Below are 14,486 nucleotides of genomic sequence, written 5' to 3' on the forward strand. Positions count from 1 at the left end.
ACATTCTCAGATGGCGGACATAAGGCACAACAGGCGCGCATGCACACAGAGCCGAAATTCTGCTTACCCCCATTCGGCGGAGCGTTCCGCGCGAGCCGGACCAACAGCCCCGGACGGCCGGGGAGTCAGCACTACTAACGCGCGATCGGCCCCGTTGCGTACACCGCCCACGACGCCTCACTCAAAAGGACGCACCTCCGCAGACGGGCGTATCCACCTTGCTACTCTTCGCGCTCGGTAAATCACCCGAGGTCACAATGAGGAGCATGTGTGAGGATCGCGTGTATCGGCGGGGGGCCTGCCGGCCTGTACTTCGCGATCCTGATGAAGCGTCAGGACCCATCGCACGACATCACGGTCTACGAACGCGACGCGGCCGGTGCCACGTACGGCTGGGGGGTCACCTACTGGGGCGGGCTGCTCGACCGGCTCCGTGACTGCGACCTCGACAGTGCCGAGAGCATCCGCGCCGCTTCGGTCCGCTGGAGCGGCGGTGTCGCCCACGTCGGGGGCCGCACCACGCTGCACGACGGCGACTCCGGGTTCGGCATCAGCCGTCACCGCCTGCTGGCGATCCTCGCCGCACGCGCCGAGTCGCTCGGCGTACGGGTCGTCCACGCACACCCGTGGTCACCGGGCAGTCCGCTCCCCGACGCCGATCTCGTCGTCGCGGGAGACGGCGTCCACAGCGCACTGCGGGAACGCTTCGCCGACCACTTCCGCCCCACGGCGGTCCCGGGCCGCAACACCTATCTCTGGCTCGGCACGACGAAGCGGTTCGACGCGTTCACCTTCGCCTTCGTGGAGACGCCGCACGGCTGGATCTGGTGCTACGCCTACGGATACGGGGAGAACCTCAGCACGTTCATCGTGGAGTGCCCGCCGCGGACGCACCAGGGCCTCGGGCTCGACTCGGCGGACGAGGCCGGGACGCTGGCGCTCCTGGGGGAACTGTTCGCCGGGCCGCTGGAGGGACATCGCCTCATCGGCTCCTCCGGGGCGGGCGGGCGCCCCCGCTGGCAGACCTTCCGGACGGTGACCAACGAGCGCTGGCACCACGGGAAGGCCGTCCTCCTCGGGGACGCCGCCCATACGACGCACTACTCGATCGGCGCCGGCACCACCCTGGCGATCGAGGACGCCGTCGCACTCGCCACCGCGGTGCGCGAGGAGCCCTCCACCGCCACCGCCCTGCACCGCTACGAGCGGGAACGCAAGGCCGCCCTGCTCGCCACCCAGAGCGCGGCGCGCTTCAGCGCCCAGTGGTACGAGAACCTCCCGCGCTATCTCCGGCTGCCACCGGAGCGGATGTTCGCCCTGCTCGGCCAACGGCATTCTCCGTTGCTGCCGCACGTGCCGCCGCAGCTCTACTACCACCTCGACCGCGCCGCGGGCCGCCTCCCGGCGATGCGCAGTCTCAAACGCTGGCTGGGACCCCGCCTGGGACGCATGGCACAGACCCGGACCTCGGCGCCCTCCGCCGCACAGCGCGACCGGGTCGGCTGAGCCGGCACCGGACCGGCTCCGCGGCCCGGCGGGAGGAACCGGGGGATCAGCTCCGCGGGCCGGCGGGAGGACTGGGGGCAGCTCCGCGGCCCGGCAGGATGACCGGGCGGATCAGCTCTGCGTGCCGGCGGCGGAGAGGTCGATGCTGAAGGCCACCCGGTCGAGGCCCGGGCCGTCGTAGTCCGGCTTCACCGCTGAGGCCGTGAAGCCGAGCCGGGTGTGGAAGGCCTGCGAGGCGGCGTTCTCCGGGCTGGTGACGCAGTGCACGTAACGGCGTCCGTGCGACCGGGCGAGCGCGAAGAAGGCCCGGTAGAGGGCACGCCCGACCCCCTGCCCGTGCAGCGTTGGGTCGACGCCGACGAAGTGCACATAGGCGGTGTCGGGTTCGCTCTGCGACAGGAAGCCGACCAGGAAGGCGACGAGGGGGCCCTCGCCGCGTTCGACCAGGAAACCGGTGGTGGTGAAGTGCTGGAAGTACAGCCGGGGCAGCAGCAGCGCGCGTTCTCTCGCCCCCGCTTCCCCCTTGAGGCCGCCCCACCAGGTGTCGAGTACACCCAGCACCCGGGAATGGTCGTCTTCGACGAGGTGCCTGGCCGTCAGACCGACGGGAAGATCAGCGATCATCCGCGCAGTCTGTCATCCGCGGGGCACGGGGGTGCGGCCGCTGGGCAGTCCGCGCGGTGAGGTGGCCGGGCCGGTGCGGTATCGCGCCGAATACCGGCCGGTTCCGGTCAGAAAGGCATGCGGCCGCGGCCCTTGCGGCCCGCCGAACCACTGCGGCCGACAGCGCGGGAGCTGCTGCCGAACGGCTTGCTCAGCCAGCGGCCGAGGGGGCCAGGAGCCTTGCTCGCGGCCCGGGAGCCCGCGCCGAGCGTGCGCTGGGTGCCGCGCTCCGGATGGCGCGAGAGGCGGGGCAGCAGAAAGGCCAGGACCAGCAGGACGACGCAAACGGCGACGATGGCGAGCACCACCATGACACACCTCGGTTCGTTGTCGGAGAGGACTGCGCGGACACGTTCCGTGTGCCCCGCCCCGGGCTCCGTACGCCCTGCGCACCTCCGGCCGCCCGCCGGGGCGCCGGGCGCCGACGGCTTCCGCGCATATGACGGTGCGTCATGTCGATTGTGTGGCGGCAGTGTTGCAGGGGTGCAGGACCTCTTGTGAGGTCAAGGGGGATGGGTCAATCTTTCGGTGTCGGCAGGACGGCGGCAACCCGGGCTCCACCGCCCGTTGGTTTGTCATGCCCCTGTCGTGCACTCCCCCACAGATGCACCTCGGTGCACCACCTCATGAGGAGGACCCCTCCGATGTCGATGCGTCCAGCACCCTTCCGCAGCGGTTCCGTCACCCGAAGATGGGCGGTGGCCGGTGCCACTTCCGTCGCAGCCCTCGCGCTCGGCGCCGTCTCCGTGCTGCCCGCCGCCGCGGCTCCCGCTGCCGCCGAAGGCCGGATCGAGAACGCCGGTGTCGCCGGAGCCATTCCGGGCAGCTACATCGTCACCCTCAAGGACTCCGTCGTCGACGCGGAGTCCCCGCAGGGCCAGGCCCTGGCCAAGCGGTACGGCGCCAAGATCAAGGACACCTACGAGCGGGCCCTCAACGGGTACGCGGTCGAGCTGTCCGAGGCCCAGGCGAAGAAGTTCGCCGCCGACCCCGCGGTCGCGGCGGTCGCCCAGAACCGCGTGTTCAGCATCGACGCCACCCAGCCCAACCCGCCCTCCTGGGGCCTGGACCGCATCGACCAGCGGGCCCTGCCGCTCGACAACAGCTACACCTACCCCGACAGTGCGGGCGAGGGCGTGACGGCGTACATCATCGACACCGGTGTACGCATCACCCACAGCGACTTCGGCGGCCGCGCGAGCTACGGCTTCGACGCGATCGACAACGACAACACCGCCCAGGACGGCAACGGCCACGGCACGCACGTCGCGGGCACGGTCGGCGGCAGCGCGTACGGCGTCGCCAAGAAGGCGAAGATCGTCGGCGTCCGCGTGCTCAACAACCAGGGCTCGGGCAGCACCGCCCAGGTCGTCGCCGGCATCGACTGGGTGACGAGGAACGCCGTGAAGCCGGCCGTCGCCAACATGAGCCTCGGCGGCGGCGTGGACACCGCCCTCGACACGGCCGTACGCAACTCCATAGCCAGCGGCATCACGTACGCGGTCGCTGCGGGCAACAGCGGTGCCAACGCTCAGAACTACTCCCCGGCGCGCGTCACCGAGGCGATCACCGTCGGTTCGACCACCAACACCGACGCCCGCTCCAGCTTCTCGAACTACGGCAGCGTGCTGGACCTGTTCGCGCCTGGCTCCTCCATCACCTCGTCGTGGAACACCGGCGACACCGCCACCAACACCATCTCCGGCACGTCGATGGCCGCCCCGCACGCGGCGGGCGCAGCCGCGCTCTACCTGGCCGGCAACAGGTCCGCCACCCCGGCGCAGGTCTCCGCCGCGCTCAGCAGCGCCGCCACCCCGAACGTGGTCGGCAACCCGGGTACGGGCTCCCCCAACAAGCTCCTGAACGTGGGCAGTTCGACCACCCCGCCGCCCGGCAAGCGCTTCGAGAACGCCACCGACGTGGCGATCAGCGACAACGCCACGGTCGAGTCCCCGGTCACCGTCAGCGGTGTCGCGGGCAACGCCCCGGCGGCCCTGAGCGTCCCGGTCGACATCAAGCACACCTACATCGGTGACCTGAAGGTCGACCTGGTGGCCCCCGACGGCAGCGTCTACAACCTCAAGGCGTTCGGGACGGGCGGCAGCGCCGACAACATCGCCCAGACGTACACCGTCAACGCATCCTCCGAGGTGGCCAACGGCACCTGGAAGCTGAGGGTCGCCGACAACGCCAACGCGGACGTCGGCAAGATCGACCTGTGGGCCCTCCAGTTCTGATCCCGGAGCAGGTAGCGGCCCCCCAAGGCCGCGCACCACACTGACGTACGGACCGACGTACAGCACGGGACGACGCACACAGCACGTGACGTACAGGCCGTGACGTACAGGCCGTGATGTACAGCAGGGGGCGGACGCCATACGGCGCCCGCCCCCTGTCGTGCCGTGTGTCAGCCGCCCGCGGGCGACGGCGCCGCGTCCTGCTGCGCCGTGCCGGTGGTGCCACGGTCCTTGACGGCCAGTACCGCGAGCAGTCCGAGTCCGGCCCACAGGGTCAGGGTGAGGTGGGCCGCGCCCGCCCCTGCGCCGTCGAAGAAGGAGACGGACCTGAGCAGGGTGCCGCCCGCGCCGGGCGGCAGCAACTGGCCGAGGAATCCGGCGGGTTCGGGCAGCAGCTGCGGGGCGCTCGTCACCCCGGAGAAGGGGTTGCCGATCAGGACCATCAGCAGCCCGCCGATCACCAGGCCGGCCCGGCCGAGCAGGGCGGCCAGGCCCGCGATCGCCGCGGCGACGGCCAGGACGGTCAGCCCGAGTACACCCGCCACCGCCCACCAGCCGCCGGTGAGGATGCCGAGCCAGCTGTGCGCGAGGGCGGTCGCCACGACGCCGACCAGCGCGGACGCGCCGGCCAGCACCAGAACGCCGCGCGCTCCGCGCAGCCCCAGCACCGTCACCAGGACCCCCGCGGCCATTCCCGACAGGACGAGCGGCAGCACGCTCGCTCCGAGCGCACCGCCCCGGGGGTCGCCCGGCGGTGCGGCCACGACGTCCGTCACGCGCGGCGGGGTGCCGGCCGGGGCGCGGGAGACGGCGGTCTCCCGGAGCAGCTGGGCGACGAGCGGGCTCGCGGCGGACGCCGTCAGGACCTCCACTCCCCGCTCGCCCGCCACGAGTGCGCCGTAGACCTCCCGGTTCTCGATCGCGGTACGGGCGGCGGCGGCGTCGGGATAGCGGTGCACTTCGAAAGCGCCCGGTGCCCGCGTGAAGCCCTGCTGGAGCCGGTCGGCCGCGGCGGGCGGGCCGGCGACGGCGACCGGGAGGTCTCGCGGGGCGATCCGGGTGGCGGGCCAGGCGAACGCCCACAGGGCGAGGGCGGCCACGACGGGGGCCAGCAGCAGTGCCGCGAGTGTGCGGCGGGAGCGGGTGAGTGAGGTGGACATGGGGTCCCTCGTTCCCTGGCGGTGGCGTGGATGGGCCGATGGGTCATTCATAGAGAAGGATCGTTCGTTTTCTCTCTTTCATAGTGCCCCTCCCGGTGCGCTTGTCAAGAATGAATGTTCGTTCTACTTTGTGGTCATGGCTCGTGTATCCCAGGAACATCTCGATGCCCGCCGTCGGCAGATCCTCGACGGGGCGACGCGCTGTTTCGCCCGATCGGGCTTCCACGCCGCGTCCATGCAGGACGTACTGCGGGAGATCGGTCTCTCCCCGGGGGCCGTCTACCGGTACTTCGGCAGCAAGGACGACCTGATCACGGCCATCGCGGCCGAGGTGTTCGCGGACGTCCGCGGCGCCTTCGACGCCGCCGCGCGGCAGAGCCCCCCGCCGCCGCCCGACGAGCTGCTGGCCCAGGTGGTCGGCCAGGTCATCGAGGCCCGCGACGGGCTGCGCATCGACGGGCGCGCCGCCTTCCCGGGGCTGGTGCTCCAGGTGTGGGCGGAGACCCTCCGCGACGAGCGGCTGGCCGCGCTGCTGCGCCAGGGGTACACGGAGATGCGCGGCGCGTGGGTACGGCTGGTGGACGGGTACCGCGCGGCCGGCCTGATGTCCGACGACGTACCGGCCGACCACGTGGCGCGCACGATGATCGCCGTGGCGCAGGGGTTCATCGCCCAGCAGGCGCTGTTCGGGGCTGCTCCGACGGACGTGGTGCGCGACGGGCTGCGTGCACTGATGACGATGGGGCAGCAGCGCCCGGTGACGTGATCCCCGCGTCGTCCCCGTCCAGTGCCGCGCACAGCCAGTCGTGGGCGGAGCCCGGAGTGGGTGCGGGACAGGCGCCGGGCGGGGTGAGTGTCTCGCTGACCAGGTCCCAGTACCGGTCGATGCGCGGGTCGGTGGCGAGCTGTCCGCGCAGGTCGGTGCGGAAGTGCGGTGTGTCCCGGCCGCCGTAGGCGTTCACGTACGCCTGGACGAAGCTGTCCAGTGCCTCGCCCCGGTGCGGTGCGCGGCCCTGGAGCATCTGGGCGCCCGCCAGTTCGTACGCCTCGGCCAGTCCCTCGTACAGCAGTACGGCCCCGTCGGCACCCGTGGCCCGGTGCGCCGCGGGCTGGGGCTGGGCGGCGCCCGGGCAGGGGCGGGAGACCAGAGCGTGCAGGCGGGCGAAGGCGAGCGCCTGGGCGGGGGCGGGGTCGGGCGGCGGCTGGGGTACCGCCACGGCCAGGAACGCGGCGGTCGACCGGGGCGGCATGCGCGGCGGCAGCCAGCCTCGCCAGAAACGGACCAGGGAGTCCGTGGTGGGCGGGGTGCTGATCGCGCCGAGCAGGCGCAGCCGGTCCGCGAGTTCGGCCGGCGGGCTGTCCTGGACGAGGTGGAGTCCCGCTTCCTGCCAGCGCAGAGCGGTGAGCTGGGTGCCCAGCGCGCTCAGCCGGCCGGCGACGGCGTCCTCCAGCACGCTTCCCGGGCCGCCCGCGGTGTCCACGTCGTGCTGCTGGAGGACGCGCCGCACGTCCCGGACCGGGAGGTCGAGGGCACGCAGCGCGCGGATGAGGTGCAGCCGCTCCAGGGCGTCGGGGCCGTACCGCCGGTGTCCGCCGGTGCTGCGCCGCGCTTCCGGGAGCAGCCCTTCGTCGGAGTAGAAACGTACGGTCTTGACGGTCACTCCCGCGTGCTCCGCGAGCTCACCGATGCTGCACAACCCGTCGTGCGATGCGAACACTTGAACCTCCCCCTGGAGGAGTTTCTACCTTACGGCGAGCGGGGCGGCGGTGGCCCTTCGGCCCGCGGAAGTGACTTGTCGACTTTTTGGGGAGGGATTCATGACCACGTTCGTCCTGGTGCCGGGTGAGTTCGGCGGAGCGGATGTCTGGGAGGAGACCGCGGCCGGGCTGGCCGCGGCGGGGGCGCGGGCGCGCACGGTGTCGCTGAGCCGTGTCGGCTCCGGCTCCGGCTCCGGCTCCGGCTCCGGCTTCAATTTCGACTCCGGCCACGGTCCCGGCCCCGGCCGGGGCTCCGGCTCCGGACACGGATCCGCGCTGCCGGCCGTCGACCTGGAGACGCACATCGCGGACGTCGTCGCGGTCGTCGACTCGGTGTGCGCGGAGGCCGCGGCGGCGGGGACGGACACCCCGCGGCTCGTGCTGGTGGGTCACGGCTACGGGATCCACCCGGCCCTGGCCGCCGCGGACCGCCGGGCGGAGCACATCGCGCGGGTCGTCTACGTGGACGCGGGGATGCCGAAGGACGGCGTGCCCCCACTGGCCGCGGTCCCCGACCAGGGGCTGCGCGAGGAACTCGCCGCCAAGGACGACGGGGACGGCACGGTGGTGCTGGACCCGCCGACCGGGGAGGAGTGGCAGCGCTGGGGCAGTACCGCGGGCCTCGACGGGGCGGCACTGACCCGTCTGACGGAGCAGGCGGTGCCCCAGCCGCTGGCCACTCTGCGCCGGCCGCTGCGGCTGACCGGTGCGGTGGCCTCGGTGCCGTCCACCGCGGTGCTGTGCACCGGCAGCGGCGCCGGCATCGAGATGGTCCAGATGATCGTCGACCTCGGCGACCCGGCGCTCCAGTCGCTGCTGGACCCTCGGGTGAGCTTCTTCGAACTCCCCACCGGGCACTGGCCGATGCTGTCCTGCCCCGCCGAACTCGCCGGGACACTGCTGCGGGCCGCCGCGGGCGAGGGGCACCGGCTGAAGCCCGCCGACGCCGCCGCGCCTCCCGCGCATCTGCGGCCGTTCCTGCTGGACGTTCCCGGCGTGCCGCGTGAGCGGGCCGGGCGCGTCGACCTCTACCTCCCGGAGCCCGACGCCGCCGGGGGGCCGCTCCCCGCGGTGCTGTTCGTGCACGGCGGACCGGTACCCGCAGGACTCGCGCCGACCCCGCGCGACTGGCCGATGTACCAGGGGTACGCGGGCCTGGCCGCGGCGCGCGGAGTCGTCGGCGCGATGCTCGACCATCGGCTGCACGACGTGGGCGACTACCCGGTGGCCGCCGATGACGTGGCCGCCGCGGTGGAGCAGCTGCGCGAGGACCCCCGGGTGGACGCGGACCGGATCGCCCTGTGGTTCTTCTCGGGCGGGGGGCCGCTGTCGGCGGAGTGGCTGGCCGCTCCTCCCCCGTGGCTGCGCTGCCTGGCGGCCACGTACCCGATCCTGGACCCCATGCCCAGCTGGGGCCTGAGCGGGGAACGGTTCCGCCCGGTACGAGCGGTGGCGCGGGCGGGGGACCTGCCCGTGGTGCTCACCCGGGCGGGGCTGGAGGTGCCCGCGATCGCGGCCACCGTTGAGGCGTTCGTGGCGGCGGGCGAGGAGTGCGGGGCCCGGCTCGACCTCGTCGACGTACCGCACGGCCACCACGGCTTCGAGACGCTCGACCCGACCGACGAGTCACGGGAGGCGGTGCGGAGCGCGCTGGAGAAGGTGGTGGGGTACCTGCGGGCCTGACGTCGGTGACGACGGGGGGCAGCTGGGGCCGGCAGCGGGCTGGGGGCATCCCGCCGAAGGGCCGCGTGCAGCCGTTGGTGCCGGGGCGGGTGACCTCCTCGGCGCGCTCGGCCCGCGGCGCCCCTCAGTCGCTCGTTCCGGCGAACGGGCCGTCGTGGAAAGCGAGTTGGGCGAAGCGTTCGCCGATGCGCCGGTGGGCGGCGGCGTCCGGGTGCAGGCCGTCGGGCAGGGGCAGTTCGGTGTGGTCGTCCTCGCCGTAGAGGTCGAGGCCGTTCAGGTAGTGGAGGTTCGGGTCGGCGGCGGTGCGTTGCCGGACGATACGGGCCAGTTCGTCGCGGATCACGGTGAGCGTGAGCTTCCCGGCGGCGGTCTGCGCGGGGTCGCCGGTGGCCGTGAACCTGAGCTGCCCCTCACTCATGGCACCGAGGTCCATGGCGGTCGGGCCGGGCGTGTTCTCGTGGAGGGCGCAGTAGAGGGGGGAGACGATCAGCAGCGGTGTGGTGGGGTGCCCCTCGCGCAAGGTGTCGAGGAATCCGTGGACGGCCGGGCCGAAGGCGCGCAGCCGCATCAGGTCGGTGTTGACGAGATTGATGCCGATCTTGACGCTGATCAGGTCGGCGGGGGTGTCGCGCATGGTGCGGGCGGTGAACGGGTCGAGCAGGGCGCTGCCGCTGAACCCCAGGTTGATGAGTTCCGCCCCGCCGAGTGCGGCGGCCAGCGCGGGCCAGGTGCCGGTCGGGGCCGTGGCGTGGGAGCCGTGGCTGATCGAGCTGCCGTGGTGCAGCCAGACCTTGCGGCCGCTGGGCGGTGGTGTGTGGGCGGGGGCGTTGGTGCGCAGGGCGACGAGCTGGGTGCTCTCGTCGTGCGGCAGCCAGATCTCGACGTCCTTCTCGTGGCCGGGCAGGCCGGTGAACCGCAGCGTCTCCACCGGGCCGGGGCGGGACTCCACGCTTCCGGTGGCCATGTCGATGGTGAGCGTGTCGCCGTCCGCCGCGCTGGCCCGGCCGAAGAGCTGCCCGTCGGCGAGGAGTTCGTACACCCCGTCGGGTCGCTGCGGCGCGCCGGGATAGATCCGCTTGGTGGCTACGACGTCCAGTTCGACGGCGGTGGCCCGGGTACGGAGGACCAGCCGCACCCCGGAGGGCTGGGACTCCGCCATGGCCAGTTGGCCGTCGGGCATCTGCTCACGGGCGGACGCAGGCAGCCGGTGCGGCAGCACACCACGGTCGGTGTGCTCCAGGTCGAGGGCGCCGCGGATGAGTTCGGCGGTGAGGGGGGTCGTGGTCCAGTGGTGTGTCGTGGTCATCTTCGTCTCGCTGGTTCGTCTGGTGTGTCGTGGATGTCGCGGGTCGCTGCGGGTTCTCGCCCGCGGGTTCTCGCGGGTCGCCGCGTACGCCGCGGGCCGCCGCCCGGGGCCGGGTCAGGCGGCGGTGGGCCAGGTGCGCAGCAGGGTGTCGAGCGCGTCGATGATTTCTTCCCAGCTCTCCTGCGAGTCGGGGGCGCTGTGGCTGAATCCGCCGGCCGTCTCCAGCACGACGTAGCCGCTGAAGACGCTGCCCAGCAGCCGTACGGCGTGTGTCTGGTGCGGTTCGGCCAGGTGGTAGCCGCGCAGGAGCGCCCTCGTCATCGCCGCGTGCCGCACACCGGCGCTGGCGGCCGCCGTCTGCGGGTCGAGCGGGAACCGGGCCGCGGCGAAGCGTCCGGGGTGGGCGAGGGCGTAGTCGCGGTAGGCGTTCGCGAAGGCGGCCAGAGCGTCCTTGCCCGCTCGTCCGGCCACCGCGGCGGACACCTGGTCGGCGAGCTCCTCCAGGGCGAGCAGGGCGACCCTGGTCTTGAGGTCGTGGGCACTCTGCACGTGTGAGTAGAGGCTCGCGGTCTTCACGCCGACCCGCCGGGCGAGGGCCGCCGGGGTCACCTGCTCGAACCCCGTCTCGTCGGCCAGCTCCGCCCCCGCCCGGACCAGGCGTTCCGCGGTCAGTCCTGCGCGTACGGCCATGCTCGTCCTCCGGATCGTTGGTCACCTCTGCCCTCAGAGGACTTCGATGATGATGCACCTGCCTAATTGATTTAGGCAAATGGGATCAACGTTTAGGAGGGAGGGCGGCCCCCGGGGTTCAGTCGAGCAGCGCGGTGGCTTCGACCTCGACCAGCACATCCGGCTCGAAGAGGTGGTCGACACCGATGAGGGAGGCCGGCGGCAGCGGGAGCCGCAGCCCGATCTCATCCGCGACGGACTCCACCCCGGCCATGAAGTCGCCGATCTGCTCCGGGCTCCACCGGGTCACGTAGAACGTCAGGCGCAGCACGTCCGCGAAGGACGCGCCCGCACCTGCCAATCCGACGGAGGTGTTGCGCAGCGCCTGGGCGACCTGCCCGGCCAGATCGCCGGGCGCGACCGGCGTCCCGTCGGACTTGCGCGCGATCTGCCCGCTGACGTGGACGTGCCTGGTTCCGGTGCCCACGGACACGTGGTGGTAGGGGACCGGCTGCAGCATGCCTTCGGGGGTGAAGTGCTGTACGGACATGGGTAGTTCTCCTCCGCATTAGGTATCCGTAAGCTACCTAGTACAAGAAGGACACTTCAACGAGACCAGGTTTCGCCATGGATACCGCCCGCATGGGCATCGCCCGTACGGATACCGCCTGCACGGATGCCGTCCGCACGGATGCCGCCCGTATGCATACCGATGGCACGGATACCGACGACACGTTCCGCATCGACCTCCCGCACCGCGAACTGCTCGACCAGGTCCTCGACAAGTGGTCGCTCAGCGTCCTCAACGAGCTCTGTGAACGCCCGTGCCGGTTCAACGAGTTGCGCCGGGCCATCCCCCAGGTGACGCAGAAGTCGCTGACCGCGACGCTGCGGCGGCTGGAGCGGAACGGCGTGGTCGAGCGCGAGGTCGTCTCCACCCGCCCGGTGGCCGTCAGGTACCGGATCACCCCGCTCGGCAAGACCTTCCGGGCCCCCGTAGAGGTGCTGCTGGCGTGGGCCGCGGCGAACCTGCCCGCCGTCGCGCGCGCACGCGAAGCCTTTGACGCGCGGGAAGAAGCGGCAGCAGCCCTGTAGCCCTGGTGCCAGGAGGTACCGGGCCGCTGAGGGCACTGCCCGAGCGCCTTCGGCGCGGGCGTCCGTGCACTCGATCGAATGATGTGTACGTGATGACCGGAGATGGCGGGCGCACACCTTCTACCGTCCGGGAGGTGAGTCCGGCGAGTCCGGACGGGAGCGACCCGCGGGCCGCGGGTCTTCGGCAAAGCGGAGGCAGTTCATGGCGCAGGCCGGGACGAAGGGTGAGCGGGTGGCCGGGCGGGTGGTCGAGCGGGTGCCCGGGCGGGTGTGGACCGTGCGGTTGGACGGGGTGGGGCGCGGGGTGGCCGCGGTGAAGGTCGACTGCAGCCGGCCGGCCTGCGCACCGCAGCGGCTTCCGTCGGCCGCTCAGGGCCGGTCCTTCGCCGGTGCGCATCTGCAGGCGCATCTGCGGGCGGCCGGGGGGCCGCGGGGCGAGGCGGCGTGCGCGTGCCGTGCCGAGGGGTGTCAGGCGCACGCGGAGGGGGAAGGCCGGGGGGCCGCGGGCCCGGCCCGGAGTTGCGGCGGGGCGGTCGTGCTGGCCGTGGTCACCGATCCGGCGGGGCGCTGGTGGCGTGCCTGGGAGTGCTGCGCGCGCTGTGCGGCCGCCCACCCCACCGCCCGGGTGGTGGCCTCCACCCCCGCCAGGCCGCCGTCCCCCGCCGATTCACCGGCCCCCGCCACGTCGTCGCCCGCCGCCACGTCGTCGCCCGCCGCCCCGGGGCCGGGCCTCGCGTCATCCGGGCAACATCCTGGTTCCCGCCCCCCGTCGCCTTCCGTCAGCGGCGCGGGCGTCGCCTCCGCACCTCCTTCCGGCTTCCGGGGCGGGGTGGGCGTGCCGCACTTCTCCGCCGCACCCACAGTTCCCGGTGCGGATGTGGCCGAGGGGGCCGCGTCTGCCGGTCCGGGCACGGCCGATGGGGCCGGGCTCCCGTACTCGACGCCCCGGGACGCGGTGCCCAGGCCGCGCCGGCCCCGGCGGCAGGGCAGGATCGCGCAGCGCCCGGTGCCGCACGACCTGCGGCCGGCCGCACTGCGCGACGAGCTCATCCGGCTCGGTGAGGAGTTCCGCGCCTATCAGCGCCGGGACGAGCCCGATCTGCCCGTACTCGCCGGTCTGCAGGAGCGCAAGGCGATCGCCTTCACCATGTGGGCGGACCAGACCTGCGACGAGACGCTGCGGGACGAGGCGCGGCGGGCCTCGCAGGCCGCGGCCACAGTCCGGCACCAGCACGAGCAGCGTACCGGCGGCGTCGCCGAGGGGGGCGTGCCACGGCTGCTGAGCGCGTCGGCGCAGTGGGAGCACGCGCGCTCCGTGCTGGCGCACGTCCGGGACCACACGCCGGTTCCGGGTCCCGAGGCGCGGCTGTTCGCGCTGCTGGTGACCCTGCGCTCCGCGCGTACCGGCAGCGGCAACATCACCGGCCAGGACGTGAACGGCTGGCCGCTGGGCGATGCGGCGCAGGTCGTCCAGGAGTTCGTCGATGCGGGCTGGCTGCAACTGCCCGGCACCGTAGACGAGTTGCTGACCTCCGCCCCGGAGAACCCGGTGCCCGTCCTCGTGCCCTCCCTCGTCCGGGGTGAGGAGGGCGGGCCGTTCTGCTTCGGGAAGGTGGCGCGGACCAAGCTCTCCGGGTGGGCGCAGAAGGCCGTCGGAGACCGCAAGCTGCGCAAGAAGAAGCTGCCCGCGGCCGCGCGGCTGCTGGCTGTCGCCTGCGCCGCGCACAGCAGTGCCGACGGCCGGCTCGGCCCCGGGGGCCGGGGCCTGGAGGCGGGGGCGCTGGCCGCGCTGTGCGCCGTGGAAGTGGCGGAACTCCCCGCTCTCCTCGCGCAGTTGTCGGCGGTGGAGTGGCTGACGGACGTCGAGGGGCCGTGGGACGCCGAAGGCGTCATGGAGGGGGCCGAGTGCGGCGCCCCCGTCACGGGCCGCCTGTCCGAGCGGGCCCTTCCCTTCGGCTGCCCGCTGCCGAAGGAGTCCGACGCGGACCCGGAGGGGTGAGCCGGCTGTTGTACACCGCGGGAACGGACCGGCGACTGTTCACCGCCGGGACGGACCGGCGGCTGTTCACCACCGGGACGGACCGGCGGCTGTACACCGCCGGGACGGATGGCGCTGGAGGCGCAAGGTTCCCTGCGTGACGCCAGCCGCCCCGGCCGCCCTGATACACCTGCCCGGAAAACGCGGCCTTATGGCGACACGCTTCTTCTTTCCCGTTGCTCACTGCCGCTCCGTGCCAGTCCCGGTTTCCCACCGGGGCACGCATGGTTCCCCGCCCGGGAGCACACATGGATGTGGGGTGGGGCCCCGGGTTGGGTGCGGGGGCCCCCCCCCCCCCTCCGGGGGCGGCCAGGCGCCGGTCCGACCGCCCGCGCGGGGGCCCCGCGCCCCCGGGGGGGGGGGGGGGGGGG

The 14,486-nt window shown here is 73.0% G+C and carries 13 protein-coding genes; 6 read left to right on the top strand and 7 right to left on the bottom strand.

All coding sequences use genetic code 11. From position 1 onward, the window contains the following. Positions 1-270: 270 nt before the first annotated feature. Positions 271-1,506, top strand: a complete 1,236-nt coding sequence (locus tag ACFWVV_RS34710) for an FAD-dependent monooxygenase (protein WP_384358228.1) — start codon at positions 271-273, stop codon at positions 1,504-1,506. 111 nt (positions 1,507-1,617) lie between these two features. On the opposite strand, the gene ACFWVV_RS34715 is transcribed toward ACFWVV_RS34710, so the two are convergent. Together ACFWVV_RS34715 and ACFWVV_RS34720 are read right to left on the bottom strand one after the other, a co-directional pair. Next, positions 1,618-2,130, bottom strand: coding sequence for a GNAT family N-acetyltransferase (locus tag ACFWVV_RS34715; protein ID WP_384358230.1), 513 nt, complete (start codon positions 2,128-2,130; stop codon positions 1,618-1,620). Between the two features lie 107 nt (positions 2,131-2,237). Next, positions 2,238-2,480, bottom strand: a complete 243-nt coding sequence (locus ACFWVV_RS34720) for a DUF6411 family protein (protein WP_384358232.1) — start codon at positions 2,478-2,480, stop codon at positions 2,238-2,240. A 333-nt stretch (positions 2,481-2,813) separates the two neighbouring features. Between ACFWVV_RS34720 and ACFWVV_RS34725 the strand changes: the two genes are divergently transcribed. Beyond that, entirely contained in the window at positions 2,814-4,406 is a 1,593-nt protein-coding gene (locus ACFWVV_RS34725; protein ID WP_384358234.1) for a S8 family serine peptidase, read from the top strand. Between the two features lie 170 nt (positions 4,407-4,576). Here the strand turns inward: ACFWVV_RS34725 and ACFWVV_RS34730 are convergent, their stop codons facing one another. Then, positions 4,577-5,566, bottom strand: coding sequence for an ABC transporter permease (locus ACFWVV_RS34730; protein WP_384358236.1), 990 nt, complete (start codon positions 5,564-5,566; stop codon positions 4,577-4,579). A gap of 136 nt (positions 5,567-5,702) precedes the next feature. Here ACFWVV_RS34730 and ACFWVV_RS34735 point away from each other — a divergent pair, with 136 nt between their 5' ends. Then, the gene (locus ACFWVV_RS34735; RefSeq protein ID WP_384358238.1) at positions 5,703-6,332 is read left to right on the top strand and encodes a TetR/AcrR family transcriptional regulator; all 630 of its coding nucleotides are present in this window, start codon (positions 5,703-5,705) and stop codon (positions 6,330-6,332) included. Here the strand turns inward: ACFWVV_RS34735 and ACFWVV_RS34740 are convergent. Continuing rightward, positions 6,232-7,284 carry a MerR family transcriptional regulator gene (locus ACFWVV_RS34740; RefSeq protein WP_384358240.1) on the bottom strand — a complete coding sequence of 351 codons (1,053 nt, stop codon included), beginning with the start codon at positions 7,282-7,284 and terminating at the stop codon, positions 6,232-6,234. The genes ACFWVV_RS34735 and ACFWVV_RS34740 overlap by 101 nt on opposite strands. Before the next feature lie 100 nt (positions 7,285-7,384). Between ACFWVV_RS34740 and ACFWVV_RS34745 the strand changes: the two genes are divergently transcribed. Continuing rightward, positions 7,385-9,007, top strand: a complete 1,623-nt coding sequence (locus tag ACFWVV_RS34745; protein ID WP_384358242.1) for an alpha/beta hydrolase — start codon at positions 7,385-7,387, stop codon at positions 9,005-9,007. A gap of 124 nt (positions 9,008-9,131) precedes the next feature. On the opposite strand, the gene ACFWVV_RS34750 is transcribed toward ACFWVV_RS34745, so the two are convergent. The 3 genes from ACFWVV_RS34750 to ACFWVV_RS34760 all read right to left on the bottom strand — a co-directional run bounded on the left by ACFWVV_RS34750 (position 9,132) and on the right by ACFWVV_RS34760 (position 11,532). Next, complete coding sequence (locus ACFWVV_RS34750; protein WP_384358244.1) at positions 9,132-10,313, bottom strand: GDSL-type esterase/lipase family protein; 1,182 nt, start codon at positions 10,311-10,313, stop codon at positions 9,132-9,134. 114 nt (positions 10,314-10,427) lie between these two features. Further along, complete coding sequence (locus ACFWVV_RS34755) at positions 10,428-11,003, bottom strand: TetR/AcrR family transcriptional regulator (RefSeq protein WP_384358246.1); 576 nt, start codon at positions 11,001-11,003, stop codon at positions 10,428-10,430. Between the two features lie 118 nt (positions 11,004-11,121). Next, positions 11,122-11,532 (bottom strand): RidA family protein, encoded by a 411-nt coding sequence (locus ACFWVV_RS34760; RefSeq protein WP_384358248.1) that lies wholly within the window; start codon positions 11,530-11,532, stop codon positions 11,122-11,124. Between the two features lie 152 nt (positions 11,533-11,684). Here ACFWVV_RS34760 and ACFWVV_RS34765 point away from each other — a divergent pair, with 152 nt between their 5' ends. Both ACFWVV_RS34765 and ACFWVV_RS34770 read left to right on the top strand, forming a co-directional pair. After that, complete coding sequence (locus ACFWVV_RS34765) at positions 11,685-12,077, top strand: winged helix-turn-helix transcriptional regulator (RefSeq protein ID WP_384358252.1); 393 nt, start codon at positions 11,685-11,687, stop codon at positions 12,075-12,077. A 202-nt stretch (positions 12,078-12,279) separates the two neighbouring features. Continuing rightward, positions 12,280-14,076: a hypothetical protein gene (locus tag ACFWVV_RS34770; RefSeq protein WP_384358250.1), complete on the top strand. Its 1,797-nt coding sequence runs from the start codon at positions 12,280-12,282 to the stop codon at positions 14,074-14,076. The last annotated feature ends 410 nt before the right edge of the window (positions 14,077-14,486 follow it).

Origin of the sequence: Streptomyces sp. NPDC058663 (assembly GCF_042716745.1) — a bacterium.
In the GTDB taxonomy this organism is placed as follows: domain Bacteria; phylum Actinomycetota; class Actinomycetes; order Streptomycetales; family Streptomycetaceae; genus Streptomyces.